Annotated in this window: 8 protein-coding genes and 1 pseudogene; 4 read left to right on the top strand and 5 right to left on the bottom strand. The window is 69.0% G+C overall.

Translation table 11 applies throughout. The features are described from left to right. Both NLX83_RS16485 and NLX83_RS16480 read right to left on the bottom strand, forming a co-directional pair. Complete coding sequence (locus NLX83_RS16485; RefSeq protein WP_254235723.1) at window positions 1-789, bottom strand: SDR family NAD(P)-dependent oxidoreductase; 789 nt, start codon at window positions 787-789, stop codon at window positions 1-3. After that, window positions 789-1,964, bottom strand: coding sequence for an MFS transporter (locus NLX83_RS16480; RefSeq protein WP_254235722.1), 1,176 nt, complete (start codon window positions 1,962-1,964; stop codon window positions 789-791). Before NLX83_RS16480 ends, NLX83_RS16485 begins: the two co-directional genes overlap by 1 nt. Before the next feature lie 162 nt (window positions 1,965-2,126). Between NLX83_RS16480 and NLX83_RS16475 the strand changes: the two genes are divergently transcribed. The 3 genes from NLX83_RS16475 to NLX83_RS16465 all read left to right on the top strand — a co-directional run bounded on the left by NLX83_RS16475 (window position 2,127) and on the right by NLX83_RS16465 (window position 5,162). Then, the gene (locus tag NLX83_RS16475) at window positions 2,127-2,573 is read left to right on the top strand and encodes a MarR family winged helix-turn-helix transcriptional regulator (RefSeq protein ID WP_254235721.1); all 447 of its coding nucleotides are present in this window, start codon (window positions 2,127-2,129) and stop codon (window positions 2,571-2,573) included. Between the two features lie 937 nt (window positions 2,574-3,510). Continuing rightward, entirely contained in the window at window positions 3,511-4,302 is a 792-nt protein-coding gene (locus tag NLX83_RS16470) for a L,D-transpeptidase family protein (RefSeq protein ID WP_254235720.1), read from the top strand. Between the two features lie 98 nt (window positions 4,303-4,400). Beyond that, complete coding sequence (locus tag NLX83_RS16465) at window positions 4,401-5,162, top strand: choice-of-anchor P family protein (protein WP_254235719.1); 762 nt, start codon at window positions 4,401-4,403, stop codon at window positions 5,160-5,162. Between the two features lie 557 nt (window positions 5,163-5,719). Here NLX83_RS16465 and NLX83_RS16460 read toward each other — a convergent pair. Further along, window positions 5,720-5,893: a hypothetical protein gene (locus NLX83_RS16460; protein ID WP_254235718.1), complete on the bottom strand. Its 174-nt coding sequence runs from the start codon at window positions 5,891-5,893 to the stop codon at window positions 5,720-5,722. 367 nt (window positions 5,894-6,260) lie between these two features. On the opposite strand from NLX83_RS16460, the gene NLX83_RS16455 reads away from it, so the two are divergent. Next, a complete protein-coding gene (locus tag NLX83_RS16455) occupies window positions 6,261-7,448 on the top strand; it encodes a macrolide family glycosyltransferase (protein ID WP_254235717.1) in 1,188 nt (395 codons plus the stop codon). A 154-nt stretch (window positions 7,449-7,602) separates the two neighbouring features. Here NLX83_RS16455 and NLX83_RS16450 read toward each other — a convergent pair whose 3' ends face one another. Then, complete coding sequence (locus tag NLX83_RS16450; protein ID WP_254235716.1) at window positions 7,603-8,361, bottom strand: thioesterase II family protein; 759 nt, start codon at window positions 8,359-8,361, stop codon at window positions 7,603-7,605. Between the two features lie 19 nt (window positions 8,362-8,380). Then, window positions 8,381-14,407, bottom strand: a pseudogene (locus NLX83_RS16445) (type I polyketide synthase); the annotation flags it as partial. Between the last annotated feature and the right edge of the window lie 9 nt (window positions 14,408-14,416).

Raw genomic sequence — 14,416 nt, 5'->3', positions numbered from 1 at the left:
TCAGGGGATGATGGCGGTGGCGACGCCGCCGTCGACGCGCAGTGCGCCGCCGGTGGTGGCCGACGCCAGGTCGGAGGCGACGTAGGTGATCATGTTCGCCACCTCCTGCGGACGGATCAGCCTGCGCAGCAACGAGGTCGGGCGGTCCTTCGCCATGAACCGCCGCTCCGCCTCCTCGAACGGCACGTCAGAACCGTTGAGGCCGCTGATGAACTCCTCGACGCCGGGGGTGAGCGTCGGTCCGGGCAGCACGCTGTTCACCGTGACACCGGTTCCCGCCACGGACTGCGCCATGCCACGGGCGACTGCGAGCTGCGCGGTCTTGGTCATGCCGTAGTGCACCATCTCGGTCGGGGTCTGCACGGCGGACTCGCTGCTGACGAAGATCACCCGGCCCCAGCCGCGCTCGACCATGCGCGGGGTGTGGTGCCTGGCGAGGCGGACGCCGGAGAGCACGTTGACCTCGAAGAAGCGCAGCCACTCCGAGTCGGGGATCTCGAAGACGTCCTGCGGGGCGAAGATCCCGGCGTTGTTCACCAGGATGTCGACCTCGGGTTCAGCCGTGAGCAACGCGTTCGCGCCCTCCTCGGTGCCGACGTCCGCGGCGACACCCCGGACCCGGGCGCCACCGGCTGCCAGTTTGTCCACAGTGGACTTCACGCGTCCCTCGTCACGACCGTTGACGATGACCGTCGCGCCCGCGCGGGCCAGCGTCTCCGCCGTGGTGAGGCCGATCCCCGCGGTGGACCCGGTGACGAGCGCGGTGCGGCCGGTGAGGTCGATGTTCATCAGACGAGGGCTCCTTGCTTGGTCTCGTGCGCGGGGCGCCGGTCCAGCGCTCCGGAGTAGAGGGCGACGGCCAGTCCGGACGCGGCGAGCAGCGCTCCGATCCAGCTCGGCGCGGTGAGCCCGAGCCCGCCCTCGATCGCGGCACCGCCCAGCCAGGCGCCGAGGGCGTTGCCCAGGTTGAAGGCGGCGATGTTGGCGGCCGAGGCGAGCGCGGGCGCGCCCTCGGCCTTGCGCATCACCCGCATCTGCAACGGCGGCACCGTGGCGAAGCCGACCGCGCCGAACGCGGCGATGGTGACCGCGGCGAGCACCTGTGAGTGCGCGGTGAACACGAAGACCACCAGCACCACGGCGAGCGCGGTGAGGAACGCGTACAGGCTGGGCATCAAGGATCGGTCGGCGGCGCGGCCTCCGAGGAGGTTGCCCGCGAACAACCCGGCGCCAAACAACACCAGCAGCCAGGTCACCGCTCCGGGCGAGAACCCGGCGACCTCGGTCATCATCGGCGCGATGTAGGTGAAGGAGGCGAACACGCCCGCGAACCCGAGCGCGGTCGTGACCAGCGCGAGCCACACCTGCCGGTCGCGGAAGACCGCCAGCTCGCCGCGCAGGCCGCCGTTGTCCACCACCGGCTGGCGGGGCACGAGGGTGATGATGCCGACGAGGCCGATCACGCCGAGCACCGTGACCGCCCAGAACGTGGAGCGCCACCCGAGTTGTTGCCCGAGCGCGGTGCCCATCGGCACGCCGAGCACGTTGGCGACGGTGAGGCCGGTGAACATCATCGCGATGGCGCTGGCCTTGCGCTCGGGCGCGACGAGTCCGGCGGCGACGACCGAGCCGACGCCGAAGAACGCGCCGTGCGAGAGGGCTGCGACGATCCGGCCCGTCATCAGCAGGCCGTAGCTGCCCGCGACGGCCGACACCAGGTTGCCGACGATGAACAGGCCCATCAGCGCGACCAGGATGGTCTTGCGGGGCAAGCGCGAGCCGAGGGCGGTGAGCAGGGGCGCGCCGACGACGACGCCGAGCGCGTACCCGGAGATCAGCAGGCCTGCGGCCGGGATGGTGACCCCGAAATCGGTCGCGACCTCGGGCAACAGGCCCATGATGACGAACTCGGTGGTTCCGATGCCGAAGGCGCTGATCGCCAGGGCGAGCAGGGCAGCGGGCATGTCAGTCTTCTTCCTGCGTAGTCTGTTACCTAGCGCACTCAACAACCCGCGTCCGAGATAGTTGCACACGCTTTCTATTGACGACGCCTGATAGTGCCGTATGCAATGACGACGCGCAAGTCGTACGCTCGGCCTACACAGCCGGTACCGGAGAGGTGAACCGTGGGACTGTCCGACGACGCGGTCGAGGCGCGCGCCCAGGGCTGGCGCGCGTTGGCGGCGCTGCACGCGCGCATCGAGGACGGCCTGGAGCGCGCCCTCCAGCAGGAGCACCGGCTCTCGGTCAGCGAGTACAGCGTGCTGGACGTGCTGGCCAGGCAGGACGGCTGGCACATGCGGATGAACCAGCTCTCCCGCGCGGTCGTGCTCAGCCAGTCGGCGACGACGCGCCTGGTCAGCAGGCTGGAGGACCGCGGGCTGCTCCAGCGGTACCTGTGCGCCGACGACCGGCGCGGCATCTACACCGAGGTGACCGCCGAAGGCCACGAGCTGCTCGACGCCGCCCGGCCGACCCACGACCGCGTGCTGGACGAAGCGCTCACCGAGGCGGCGAAACTGCCCGAGCAGGCCCCGCTGGTGCGCGCACTGGAATCCCTCACCACGCCCTGAACCCGACCCAGCTCGGGTTCCCCGGTCTTCAAGTACCCCGAACCCCCGCCCCCGCGATCGCTAACGACGACAAACCCCCCTCGCCGACCAGGTTTGCCGTGGTTGAAGACGCTCGAAGCGGGGGTGCGCCGTACTTGAAGACGCCCCAACCACCGGGCGGCGCGGGTTGAGGTCTCCGACGATTCGGTTGCTCGGGGGCCGCTGCGCGCGGTGAGATCGGGGGCAGCGCGGTCGCACGGGAGGCCGCCCCGGGCCTGGTCGCGTCTCGGGAAGAGATTTCCGCGGAAGTGGATGCGGCGGAAGTGGATGCGGTCGCGCATTCGGTACGCATGAGCGAGCCCGAGGTTGCTTCGCGATGGGAAATTTTCGTTCCCCACCCACATCTGCTCGGTAAATGGTTCGCGGAACGGCGTGATGCACCGGCCAGAAAGACTTTGTGGACCGTAACGTCCCAGATAGGGGTAGCGATAGTGCCCCCCACCACGGTGGCCACCCGGAAAGGTCAGCCGTGGCGAAGGTGATCTTCACATCAGCACCAGCCGTTACAGTCAGTTCGAACATCACACGTTCAGGTGATACCCCTAGGGGTCGGGTTACCTGGGGAAATGCCCTAATGCCGCTGGTTGCGTGTCTCGGCCGCGATGGCGTGGGGCATTGACCGCGCCTTTTCTCTGAAGTAGGAAGTTGCCGCACAGTCTTGGTTTTCCGACTAGCGGTTGTCGCCCCCGGACAACGCACAGTCACCGCATTCCGGCTCGCCCGCCTCCTGGCTCCGCCACCGACCGGCCTACCCGGCCCTCGTGATCGGTTACCGCGTGGACGCCTTCGGGCAGGACCGAAACGCCCTCGCATTCGGCGTACGCGAGGGCGACGGCCCCCGGTGCGGCACAACCGCCTCCCCCACCCACACCTGAATTCCCGGAGTCAAGGTTTTCCGATGGCAACAACCGCGTCCGTCCCCCGCACGGTGCTGACCGCTCTGATCGGCGTCGTGAGCGTCGCGCTGCTCAGCTCGGGCTGTTCCTCCGAGGCCCCGGCCCAGGCCGCCCCGGCCGAGCTGGGCACGGCCGACCTGGCCGTGCTGCCCGACCTGAACACCTTCGGCAAGATCGACAACGCCCCGCTCGACCCGGCTCCGACCGCGAAGGCGACCGACAAGGTCTTCAAGGTCACCAAGGAGCTGCCCGTCTACGACAAGCCCGGCGGCAAGCCGTTCGGCAAGCTCCCGACGGTCCAGGTCGGCTCGCCCACCTGGGTTCCGGCCATCGCCGAGCAGGGTGACTGGGTCCAGGTGCTGCTGCCCGCGCGGCCCAACGGCCTGGCCGGTTGGATCCACGCGCCGGGCTCCACCGAGTCCGCGCGCAACCCCTACACGGTCACGGTGAACCTGGCGAACTACTCGCTGGAGATCTTCAAGGACGGCGCGTCGCAGGGCACGCACAAGGTTGGCATCGGCAAGGCGGAGTTCCCCACGCCGAAGGGCAGGCACTACCTGATGGCCTCCATCGAGGAGACCAAGAACACCTACAGCAAGTACGTGCTGCCGCTGTCCGCGCACTCCGACTCGCACGAGACCTTCGGCGGCGGGCCCGGCACGGTCGCGCTGCACACCTGGCCGACCAACGAGCACATCGGCAAGAGCACCAGCGACGGCTGCATCCGGGTCACCCCGGAAACGCTGACCAAGCTGATGGACCTGCCCCTGGGTACGGTCATCTCCATCACCTGATCTCCCTTCCCCCCGGTCAGCGGCCGGGTCGCGTCGGGGAAGCACCGCCAGCACCCGGCCCTGGCCTCCGCCCCATTCACCCCTGAAAGGTCCTCTCCTTGTCCAGCAAGAAGATCCTGGGCGCGCTCGCCGCGCTCGCCGCAGCAGGACTCGTCGCGGCGCCCGCCGCGTCCGCGACGCCTTCCGCCGCCAGCGAGGCTTTCGCTCTGTCGGCCAAGGGCCTGCTCAACATCGACCCGCTGCCGTACGTGAACGGCAAGAACGGCTACGACCACAAGAAGGTCGCCGAGGTCCCGGCCAAGTCCGTGCAGGTGCGGGCGCTGGAGGCGGAGGCGGGCAAGCACAACGCCAAGGCCACCGTCGTCAACGTGTCCGTCGACCTGGGCCTCGACCTGCTCAAGGAGCTCAAGCTCGGCGGCGGCCAGCTGCTCAGCGCGCAGGTCATCACCTCCAAGTGCGACAAGTCCGGCGTGTCCTCCTCGCTGGTCGGCGCCAAGCTCCTCGGCAAGCCGCTCGACGTCGCGGTCCCGGCCAACACCGGCATCGAGGTGCCCGGCCTGGCCAAGGTCATGCTCAACGAGCAGGTGAAGAACAAGAACGGGACCACCACGGTCAACGCGATCTCGATCAAGGTCTCGGAGCTGCAGAAGATCACCGTCGCCTCGGCGACCTGCACCCCCGGCAAGGACGGCAACACCGGCGGCGAGACCGGTACCTCGCCCACCGGCAAGCCCTCCCCGACCAGCAAGCCGTCCAGCGCCACCAGCAAGCCGTCCAGCTCCTCCTCGGCTGCCACCGGTGACAACGGCGTCGCGCCGAAGCCGGTTCCGGCTCCGGCCCAGCTCGACGTGACGGGCTGAGCGAACTCCGCTGCATGACCAGTGCCCCGGCCGGATCTCCCGGCCGGGGCACTGCGCTGTTCCCCGCCCGTGAGCCGTAGGGCGCCGAAGCCACCCCAACGACTCATTCAGTCCGTTGAACGTGCTGAACGAGTCATTGAGGCGCATCGCCGAGCCCGTGAACAGGGTCGTGGTGCGGGCGAGGGTGGCTTCCGCACGGTCCGGGGGACCCCCCCACTTTCAAGTGTGGCGCGGCGGGGGTGGGGCGCCAAGTCCTGGGGCGCGGTGGGCGGAGTTCGACTCACCGCGGGCTCGACTCGCGCGGGTTCGCCTCAATGACTCATTCAGCACGTTGAGTGTGCCGAATGACTCATTTGGTCAGTTGAACGTGCTGAACGAGTCATTGGGTGCACCGCCGCGCCGAGCGATCAGAGGGCGGCGGAGACGCGAAGGGGCCGGGCGGGGACCGACTGGAACGGTCCCCGCCCGGCTGTTAGGGGTCCGGCGACGCAGGGCGTCGTCGCCGGACCGGCCGGTCCACCCGCGCTGGGGGTTCGGGGTGCACCGGCGTGCCGAGGTCAGCTCTTGCTGTTGACCATCGGCAGGCTGACGGCGATGCCGATCACGACACCGATCGGGATGAGGATGCCCGGGTTGAGCACGAACAGACCGCAGAGGCCGCCGATCACGCCACCGATGATCGCGGCGACGGACATGACCAGAATCTGCTTGTTCTTGTCCGGCTTCGTCATTGTTCCTCCTCGGTGCTGGTGCTCGAAAATCCGTAAACGGACGAATCGAGTTCTTTACCCATTGACCGGGGTGGCCTTCGGGCAATTCGGGTGATGACCGTTCCCCGCCGGGGCGGGGGCTGCCGTGGTCATGGCACCAGACTGCCCCTGAGCCGGGCGGACCGCCTAGGTCTCCTGTCACGAGCTGCCCGTGACAACTGTCAGGCGCGCAACTCCGGCATCCGGGGCGAGTACGGACAAAAGAACTGGGTACGCACGCACCGTCACGGATCGTTCCTGCCCGTATTTAGGGGTTGCGGCTTATTCAGTGAATAGTAGCTTCGGGGTGCCTCGGCTTCTCCGCACGCTAGAAGGGTCGCCCGCCACAATGGCTCACATCGCCTTCTTCCCGCCGTCCGCCGCGGGCCACATCAACCCCACCCTGGGCATGGTCGCCGAGCTGACGGCCCGGGGGCACCGGGTCACCTACGCCACGACCGCGACCTACGCGGACCGGGTGGCGGAGGCGGGCGCGGAGGTCGTGCTGTTCGAGACCACGGTGGCGCCGCCGCCGGACAAACCGTTCCGGCTGACCGGGGTGGACCTCTCCCGCGGCCTGATGGCGAACCTGACCGAGACGAAGACGCAGGTCCCGGAGCTGCTGCCGTTCTACCGGGAGAACCGGCCGGACCTGGTGATCTTCGACGGGATCGCCGGGTGGTGGGGCAGGTTGATCGCGCGGGAGCTGGACGTGCCGTGCATGCCGGACTGGACCACGTTCGTCTCCAACGACACGTGGGCGCTGACCCACAACTACATCAAGCCGAACCCGCTGGACCTGCGGTTGTGGCGGTTCGCGCTGGGCATGCACCGGATGGCGAAGAAGGCCGGGCTGACCATGGCCGAGCTGGCCGACGGCACGGGCAAGGGGGTGGCCGGGCACCTGGTGTTCATGCCGCGCTCGTTCCAGTTCGCGCAGGAGAGCTTCGGCGAGGAGTTCCACTTCATCGGGCCGTGCCTGGCGGAGCGCTCGAGCCAGGGCGAGTGGCAGCCGCCTGCTTCCGGGAAGCGGCTGTGCCTGGTCTCGTTGGGCACGATCTACACGGCGCGGCCGGAGTTCTTCGTGGACGTGATCAAGGCGTTCACCGGGACCGACTGGCACGTGGTGCTCGTGGTGAGCGAGCGGGTGGACCGCGCGCTGCTCGGCGAGATCCCGGAGAACTTCGAGGTGCACAACGCGGTGCCGCAGATGGCGATCCTGCCGCACACCGATCTGTTCATCAATCACGCGGGCATCACCAGCGTCATGGAGGCCGTGCACTTCGGTGTGCCGATGATCGCGGTCCCGCAGATGGTGGAGCAGAGCGCGACGGCGGACCGGATGGAGGCGGTGAACATCGGCCGCCACCTGCCGTCGGACAAGGTCACCGTGGACGCGCTGAAGAAGCTGATCGCCGAGGTCCCCGACGACCAGGGCATGAAGGACAGCCTGGTGAGCTTCAAGCGGGAGCTGGACGAGGCGGGCGGCACCACCGCGGCCGTGAAGGTCATCGAGGAGATCGTCGGCACCCCCTGACCCAGCCGGGTTGGACGGTCTTCAAGTACCGCGAACCCCACCCCCAGCAGTCTCTAACCGCAGCGGACCCCGGTCACGAGTCCGGGGTTCGCTGCGGTTAGAGACGGTGGGGACGGGGGTGGGGGGGTACTTGAAGACCGCCGGACCCGAGCGGTCACACAGGTTGGAGGAGGCGGGTGCGGATCTCGGCGGCCAGGGGGCCAGGGGTTTCGCCGAAGTAGAAGTGGCCGCCGGGGAACGTCTTCGACGTGTAGGGGGCGGTGGTGTGCGCGGCCCAGCCGTCGAGGTCGGCGGGGAACACGCGTGGGTCGGAGTCACCGCAGAAACCGGTCACCGGGGAGCTGAGCGGCTCGCCGGGGTGGTAGGCGTAGGTCTCGGCCGCCTTGTAGTCGTTGCGGATCGACGGGAGCACCATCCGGATCAGCTCCTCATCGCCGAGCAGGGTCGACTCGGTGCCGCTGAGCCGGGCGATCTCGGCGATGATGCCGTCGTCGTCGCGCTTGTGGATGTCGGCGCTGCGGTGCAACGACGGCGCGCAGCGGGCGGAGACCAGGAAGCGCTCGATCGGCTTCCCATGCGAGTGCTCCAGCCGCCGCGCGACCTCGAAGCCAACCGTCGCGCCCATGCTGTGGCCGAAGAAGGTCAACGGCCGCGAGGTCAGCGGCAGGATCGCCTCGACCACGCGCTCCGCGAGCGCCACCACGTTGTCCACGCAGCGTTCCGCACGGCGGTCCTGGCGACCGGGGTACTGCACCGCCAGCACGTCGACATCGGGCGAAAGCGCCTCGGAGAGCTTGAAGAAGTAGCTCGCCGAGCCGCCCGCGTGCGGGAAGCACACCAGCACCGGCGCGTCGGCGGCGGGCTGGTGGAACCTGCGGAACCACAGGGACAACTCCGGGGAGAGCTCCAGCATCTGGTCGTCCCTTCCAGGGCTAGTCAAGGCCGTCGATCCAGTCGTTGATCGCGGTCGCGGTCTGGCTGGAGTACTCCTCCAGCATGGAGAAGTGGTTGCCCGGCACGTCGACCACGTCGTGCGGGTACTCCCAGAAGGAGCGCCAGTCCTCGCCGAGCGCGCGCATCGACCCCTGCGAGAGCGGCTCGGTCGCCCGCACCAGCAGCGTACGCGTGTCGATCTCGTCGGGACCCCACTTCCCAAAAAGTGTGAGGTACCAACCCATCGCCGACAGCCGGGCGTCGTCCATGGTGACGAACACGCCCTCGCGCTCGACCATCCCGTCCATCAGGGAGAGGCCGAACTGGTTGATGAGGTTGCTCTTCGGGGTGTAAGTGTCGACGAGCACGACGCCCGCGGGCCGCTCCCCCACGCTTTCCAGGTAGCCGGCCGCGGCGTGCGCGAACCAGCCGCCCGCCGACGAGCCGAGCAGCACGATCGGGGCGCCGTCGGCGTCGCGGCGGACCGCCTCGGCCTGCGCCTGGATCACCGCGGCGATATCGGTCGGCAGGCTCTCACCGCGGTTGAAGCCGGGCACGGCGAGCGCGGAAACGTTGCGCTTGCCCCGGAAACTCGCCGCGAAGCGCGCGTACTGGTGGATACCGGCGACGGCGAGGCAGGAGGAGAAGCAGTAGATCTTCTTCTCCGCCTCACCGCGTGAGAGCAGCACCGGCTTCGGCATCTGCTGGAGCTTGTCCAGGTCGTCGGAGCCGGTGAAGCTCGGGCGCAGTGCGGCGGCGGCGCGGAGCAACTCGAAGATCTCCGCCCACTTGCCAGTCTGGAAAGCCTCCAGGTAGAGCGACATCAGCGTCGTGCCGCCAGTGTCCTTAGTGGACGGTGTGGCGGCAGCCTCGGTCGGGGCCGCGTTCCCCAGCTCTCCCACCAGGTGCGCGGCGAGTGCCGCGGGGTCGGCGTGGTCGAAGACCAGCGTCGCGGGTAGCCGCAGACCAGTCGCGGTCGCCAGGCGGTTGCGCAGTTCCACGGCGGTCAGCGAGTCGAAGCCGGAGTCGACGAACGCGTGGTCAGCGCTGATCGACGAGGCATCGGCGTGGCCGAGCACCGTGGCGACGTGTTCGCGGACCAGGTCGAGGACCGTGCCCAGCCGCTGCTCCTCCGGCATGGAAGCCAGCTTCTGCGCGAACCCGCCACCGGAAGCAGCACGAGCCTTCGCCGCGCGTCGCGTCGGGACCTTCACCAAGCCGCGCAGCAACACCGGGGCTGAGCCCGAAGCGGCGTTGGCGCGCAACGAGTTCATGTCCAGGCGCATCGGGATGACCGCGCCCTCGCCCAGGCGGAGCGCCGTGTCGAACAGCGAGAGCCCCTGCGTGGTGGACAGCGGCGCGATGCCAGAACGGTTGCCGCGCCCAGTGTCCGCCATGCTGCCTTCGCTCGCCCACACGCCCCACGCCAGCGAGATCACGGGGCGGCCCTGCTTGCGGAGGCTCTGCGCGAAGGTGTCGAGGAAGGTGTTCGCCGCCGCGTAGTTTCCCTGGCCCGCACCGCCGAGCACACCGGCGGCGGAGGAGAACAGCACGAACGCGGCGAGGTCCATGTCCTTGGTGAGCTCGTGCAGGTTGACCACGGCGTCGACCTTCGGCCGCAGCACGGTGTCGATGCGCTCCGGGGTCAGCGAGGCCATCGTGCCGTCGTCGAGCACTCCGGCGGTGTGCACGACAGCCGACAGCGGGCGGTCCAAGCCGTTGATCAGCGCGGCGAGAGCGTCCCGGTCGGCCGCGTCGCAGGCCATGACGGACACCGAAACCCCTTCAGCGGCGAGGGAATCCCGGAACTGCTCGGCGCCTTCGGCGGCAAGGCCCCTGCGGCTGGTCAGCACCAGGTTCCGCACGCCGTGCTCGGTGACGAGGTGCTTCGCGAGCGCCTTGCCCAGCGAGCCGGTGGCGCCGGTGATCAGCACCGTTCCGTCGGCGGGGAACTCCACCGCGTCGAGGTTGTCCGGCACCGCGACGCGCGCCAGGCGCGGCGTGTGCGGCACCGCGGCTCGAACGGCCAGCTGCGGCTCAGTGCTGGTGAGGATGGTCGCGAGCGCGTTGTAGCTCGTGGGATCGTCGTCGATGTCCACGAGGCCGACGCGGTCCGGCATCTCGGTCTGCGCGGAACGCAGGAGGCCCCACAGAGTGGAGTTCGCCAGGTCGGTGATCTCGTCGGACTCGGTTGCCTGGACGGCACCTTGGGTGACGAAGACCAGCCGCGAGTCGCCGTAGCGATCGTCGGCGAACCACTGTTGCACCAGGTCCAATGCCGCGGCGGTCGCCGTGCGCGCGGCGGTGGGAACACTGCCGGAGATCTGTCCACAAGGGACAAGAACCACGCTGGGCGCAGACGTTCCGGTCGACAGCGCACCGGCGAGTGCTTCGAGGTCCGCGTAGGACTCGACGTGCACGCCCGCGCTGTCCAGGGCTTCGGTGATCTTCAGCTCGTCGAGCCCGACCAGACCCGCGCGGCGAAGCGGGGTTCCGGGGGCGGCGATCGCGTTCCAGTCCAAGCGGAACAGCGACTCGTGAAGATCGGCAGTCGGAGCAGCCGTTGCAGCCGCCATTTGCCGAAGCACCAAGGCTTCCACGTCGGCGACAGGGTTGCCCTCGGCGTCGGCAATGGTCAGCGTGACAGAGTCACCGCTGGCGCGGGCGAGGCGCACGCGGACTTCCTCCGCGCCGGACGCGTGCAGGCTGACTCCGGTCCACGAGAACGGCAACCGTCCACGAGTCGGGTCCTCACCCGGGTCGAGCAGCGAAGCCCCCAAAGCGATCGGGTGCAGGGCCGCGTCGAGCAGCGCGGGGTGCAGGCCGAAGGACGCGGCGTCCTCGCGTTGCTTGGTCGGCAGGGCCACCTCGGCATAGACCTCGTCACCCTTGGCCCAGGCCGCGCGCACGCCCTGGAAGGCCGGGCCGTAGGCGAAACCGTTGCTGGCAAAGCGTTCGTAGAGATCCTCGACCTCAAGTTCTTCGGCATCGGCGGGCGGCCACGTCGTCAGCGAAGGAGTGGGCTCGGTGGCACCGACCGCGAGCAGACCGGTGGCGTGGCAGACCCAGTCTTCACCGTTGTGGGAGTAGATGTTCAGCTCGCGCGCGCCGGACTCATCCGGAGCGCCGACGCTGACCTGGAAGGACACAGCGCTCTTCGCGGACAGCGTGAGCGGGGCCTGCAACGTCAGGTCCTCGACGCGATCGCAGCCGACCTCGTCACCGGCGCGGATCGCGAGCTCCAGGAAACCCGTGCCGGGGAACAGGATGGTGCCACCGACCGCGTGGTCGACGAGCCAGGGGTGAGTCTGCGCGGAGAGCCGTCCGGTGAACACCACGCCATCGGTGTCCGGGAGATCGACGACCGCGCCGAGCAGCGGGTGTTCCGCGCCGCGCTGACCGGCGCTCTCCACGTCACCGGCCTCGGCGACCGCGTCCAGCCAGTACTTCTCGCGCTGGAAAGCGTAGGTCGGCAGGTCGATCCGCGAACCGCCGGTGCCCGCCAGGTATTCCGTCCACTTCGCCTGGCCGCCGGAGACGTAGATCCCGGCGACGGCGGCGAGGAGGGTGTCGACCTCGTCGCGCTCGCGGCGCTGCGCGGCGACCAGGGTCGTGGAGTCCGCAAGCGACTCGGCAGCGGCGGCGGTCAGTACTCCGTCCGGACCGAGTTCCAGGAACCGCGTCACACCAAGGCTTTCCAGGGTGCGAATGCCGTCCTTGAAACGCACCGCCTTGCGGATGTGGTCCACCCAGTAGTCGGCGGTGTAGGCGCTCACGCGCTGGCCGTCGAGGTTGGAGATCACCGGGATCTTCGGCGCGGAGTAGGTCACCGACGCGGCGACCTTGCGGAACTCCTCCAAGATCCCGGCCATGTGCGGCGAGTGGAAAGCGTGGCTGACCTTGAGCTGCTTGGTCTTGACACCCTCGGCTTCCAGAGCCGCCGCGATCTTCAGGACTTCCTCGGCGTCACCGGCGATGACCGTGGCCTCGGGACCGTTGACGGCTGCGATGTCGACGCGCTCGGTGAGGTGCGGAGTGACGACGTCTTCGGCAGCGCGGACGGAGACCATCGCACCCCCCTCGGGCGCGGACTGCATCAGCCTGGCGCGAGCGGTGACCAGCGCGGCGGCGTCCTCAAGGGACAGTGCGCCCGCGACGTGGGCGGCGGCCAGTTCGCCGATCGAGTGGCCGATGAGGAAGTCCGGCTTCACGCCCCAGCTCGTGACCAGGCGGAACAGAGCGACCTCGACCGCGAACAGGGCGGGCTGCGTGTACTCGGTGCGGTCCAGGCCGTCGCCATCGGCGATCACGTCGGTGATGGGCCGGGCGAGGTGCTTGTCCAGCTTTGCCGCGACCTCGTCGAAAGCCTTGGCGTAGGCGGGGAAAGCCTTGTAGAGCTGCTGGCCCATGCCGATGCGCTGGGCACCTTGGCCGGTGAACTGGAACGCGGTCTTGCCGCTCGTCGCACGCCCGGTGACGCGGTTTGCGCCGAGGATGACGGTCCGGTACTCGAAGGCGGAGCGCGTGGTCACCAGGGAGTGCGCGATGTCCACTGTGGACGCCTCGACCGACTCCAGCCGGGCGACCTGGGCTTCCAACGCCTCGGGAGTCTTGCCGGAGAGCACCAGCGGGATAACCGGGACGGAGGCGGTGACCTCGACTGGAACCGGCTCCACCGGAGGGGCTTCCTCAAGGATCACGTGCGCGTTGGTGCCGGAGAACCCGAAGGACGAGATCCCACCACGACGGGGGTTCTCGCCGCGCGGCCAGTCACGGGCCTCGGTGAGGAGCGAGACCGCACCGACCGACCAGTCCACTTTGGACGAAGCGGCGTCGGCGTGCAGGGTCTTCGGCATCAACCCGTTGCGCAGTGCCATGACCATCTTGATCACACCGCCGACGCCCGCGGCCGCCTGGGTGTGGCCGATGTTGGACTTCAGCGATCCCAGCCAGAGCGGTGTGGTCCGCTCCTGGCCGTAGGTGTTCAGCAGCGCCTGGGCTTCAATCGGGTCGCCGAGCGAGGTGCCGGTGCCGTGTCCTTCCACCAGGTCGACTTCGTCGGCCTGGAGACGCGCATTGGCAAGGGCGGCGCGGATGACGCGCTCCTGCGAGGGGCCGTTGGGCGCGGTGAGACCGCTGGACGCGCCGTCCTGGTTCATCGCCGAACCCTTGACGATCGCGAGGACCGTGTGCCCGTTGCGCTGCGCGTCGGACAGGCGCTCCACGGCGATCATGCCGACGCCTTCACCCCAGCCCGTGCCATCGGCCGAGTCCGCATACGCCTTGCAGCGGCCATCGGGCGCGAGGCCGCGCTGTCGGGCGAAGTCCACGAACGCGACCGGGGTCGACATCACCATCGAACCGCCGACCAGCGCGAGGTCGCACTCGTTGTGCCGCAACGAACGCGCGGCCAGGTGCAGAGCGACCAAAGAGGACGAACAGGCTGTGTCCACGGTGACCGCAGGGCCTTCGAGGCCGAGGATGTAGGCGATCCGGCCGGACGCGATGCTCCCGGAGTTGCCCGCGCCGAGGTAGCCCTCGACGTCGTCGGGCACGGTTGTCAGGCGACGGCTGTAGTCCTGGTACATCACGCCTGCGAAGACGCCGGTGCGGCTTCCCTTGAGCGAGTTCGGGTCGATTCCCGTGCGCTCCAACGCTTCCCACGCGGTCTCCAGCAACAGGCGCTGCTGCGGGTCCATCGCGACGGCCTCACGCGGGGAGATCCCGAAGAACGCCGCGTCGAAGTGGTCGGCGTCCTCGACGAAACCGCCTTCGCGGGCGTAGGAGGTGCCAGGAACGTCGGGATCGGGGTTGTACAGGGCTTCCAGGTCCCAGCCCCGGTCCTCGGGGAAGTCGCTGATCGCGTCCGTTCCCGAGGCGACCAGCTCCCAGAGCTGTTCCGGCGTGCTGACCCCGCCGGGGTAACGGCACGCCATGCCCACGATCGCGACCGGCTCCTCGAAGGACTGGAGCCGTTGCCGAGTGCGGTGCAGATCAGCCGTCACCCGCTTCAAGTAATCCCGAAGCTTGTCCTC

Source organism: Allokutzneria sp. A3M-2-11 16, assembly GCF_024213555.1.
Classification (GTDB): Bacteria; Actinomycetota; Actinomycetes; order Mycobacteriales; family Pseudonocardiaceae; genus Allokutzneria.
The sequence above is the reverse complement of the archived record's forward strand: the minus strand, read 5'-3'. Positions and strand labels throughout refer to the sequence as shown.

Bases quoted from the DNA above. Each gene is read 5' to 3' on its own strand.
- NLX83_RS16485 (WP_254235723.1), bottom strand. From the start codon at position 789: ATGAACATCGACCTCACCGGCCGCACCGCGCTCGTCACCGGGTCCACC.
- NLX83_RS16480 (WP_254235722.1), bottom strand. From the start codon at position 1,964: ATGCCCGCTGCCCTGCTCGCCCTGGCGATCAGCGCCTTCGGCATCGGA.
- NLX83_RS16470 (WP_254235720.1), top strand. From the start codon at position 3,511: ATGGCAACAACCGCGTCCGTCCCCCGCACGGTGCTGACCGCTCTGATC.
- NLX83_RS16460 (WP_254235718.1), bottom strand. From the start codon at position 5,893: ATGACGAAGCCGGACAAGAACAAGCAGATTCTGGTCATGTCCGTCGCC.
- NLX83_RS16455 (WP_254235717.1), top strand. From the start codon at position 6,261: ATGGCTCACATCGCCTTCTTCCCGCCGTCCGCCGCGGGCCACATCAAC.
- NLX83_RS16450 (WP_254235716.1), bottom strand. From the start codon at position 8,361: ATGCTGGAGCTCTCCCCGGAGTTGTCCCTGTGGTTCCGCAGGTTCCAC.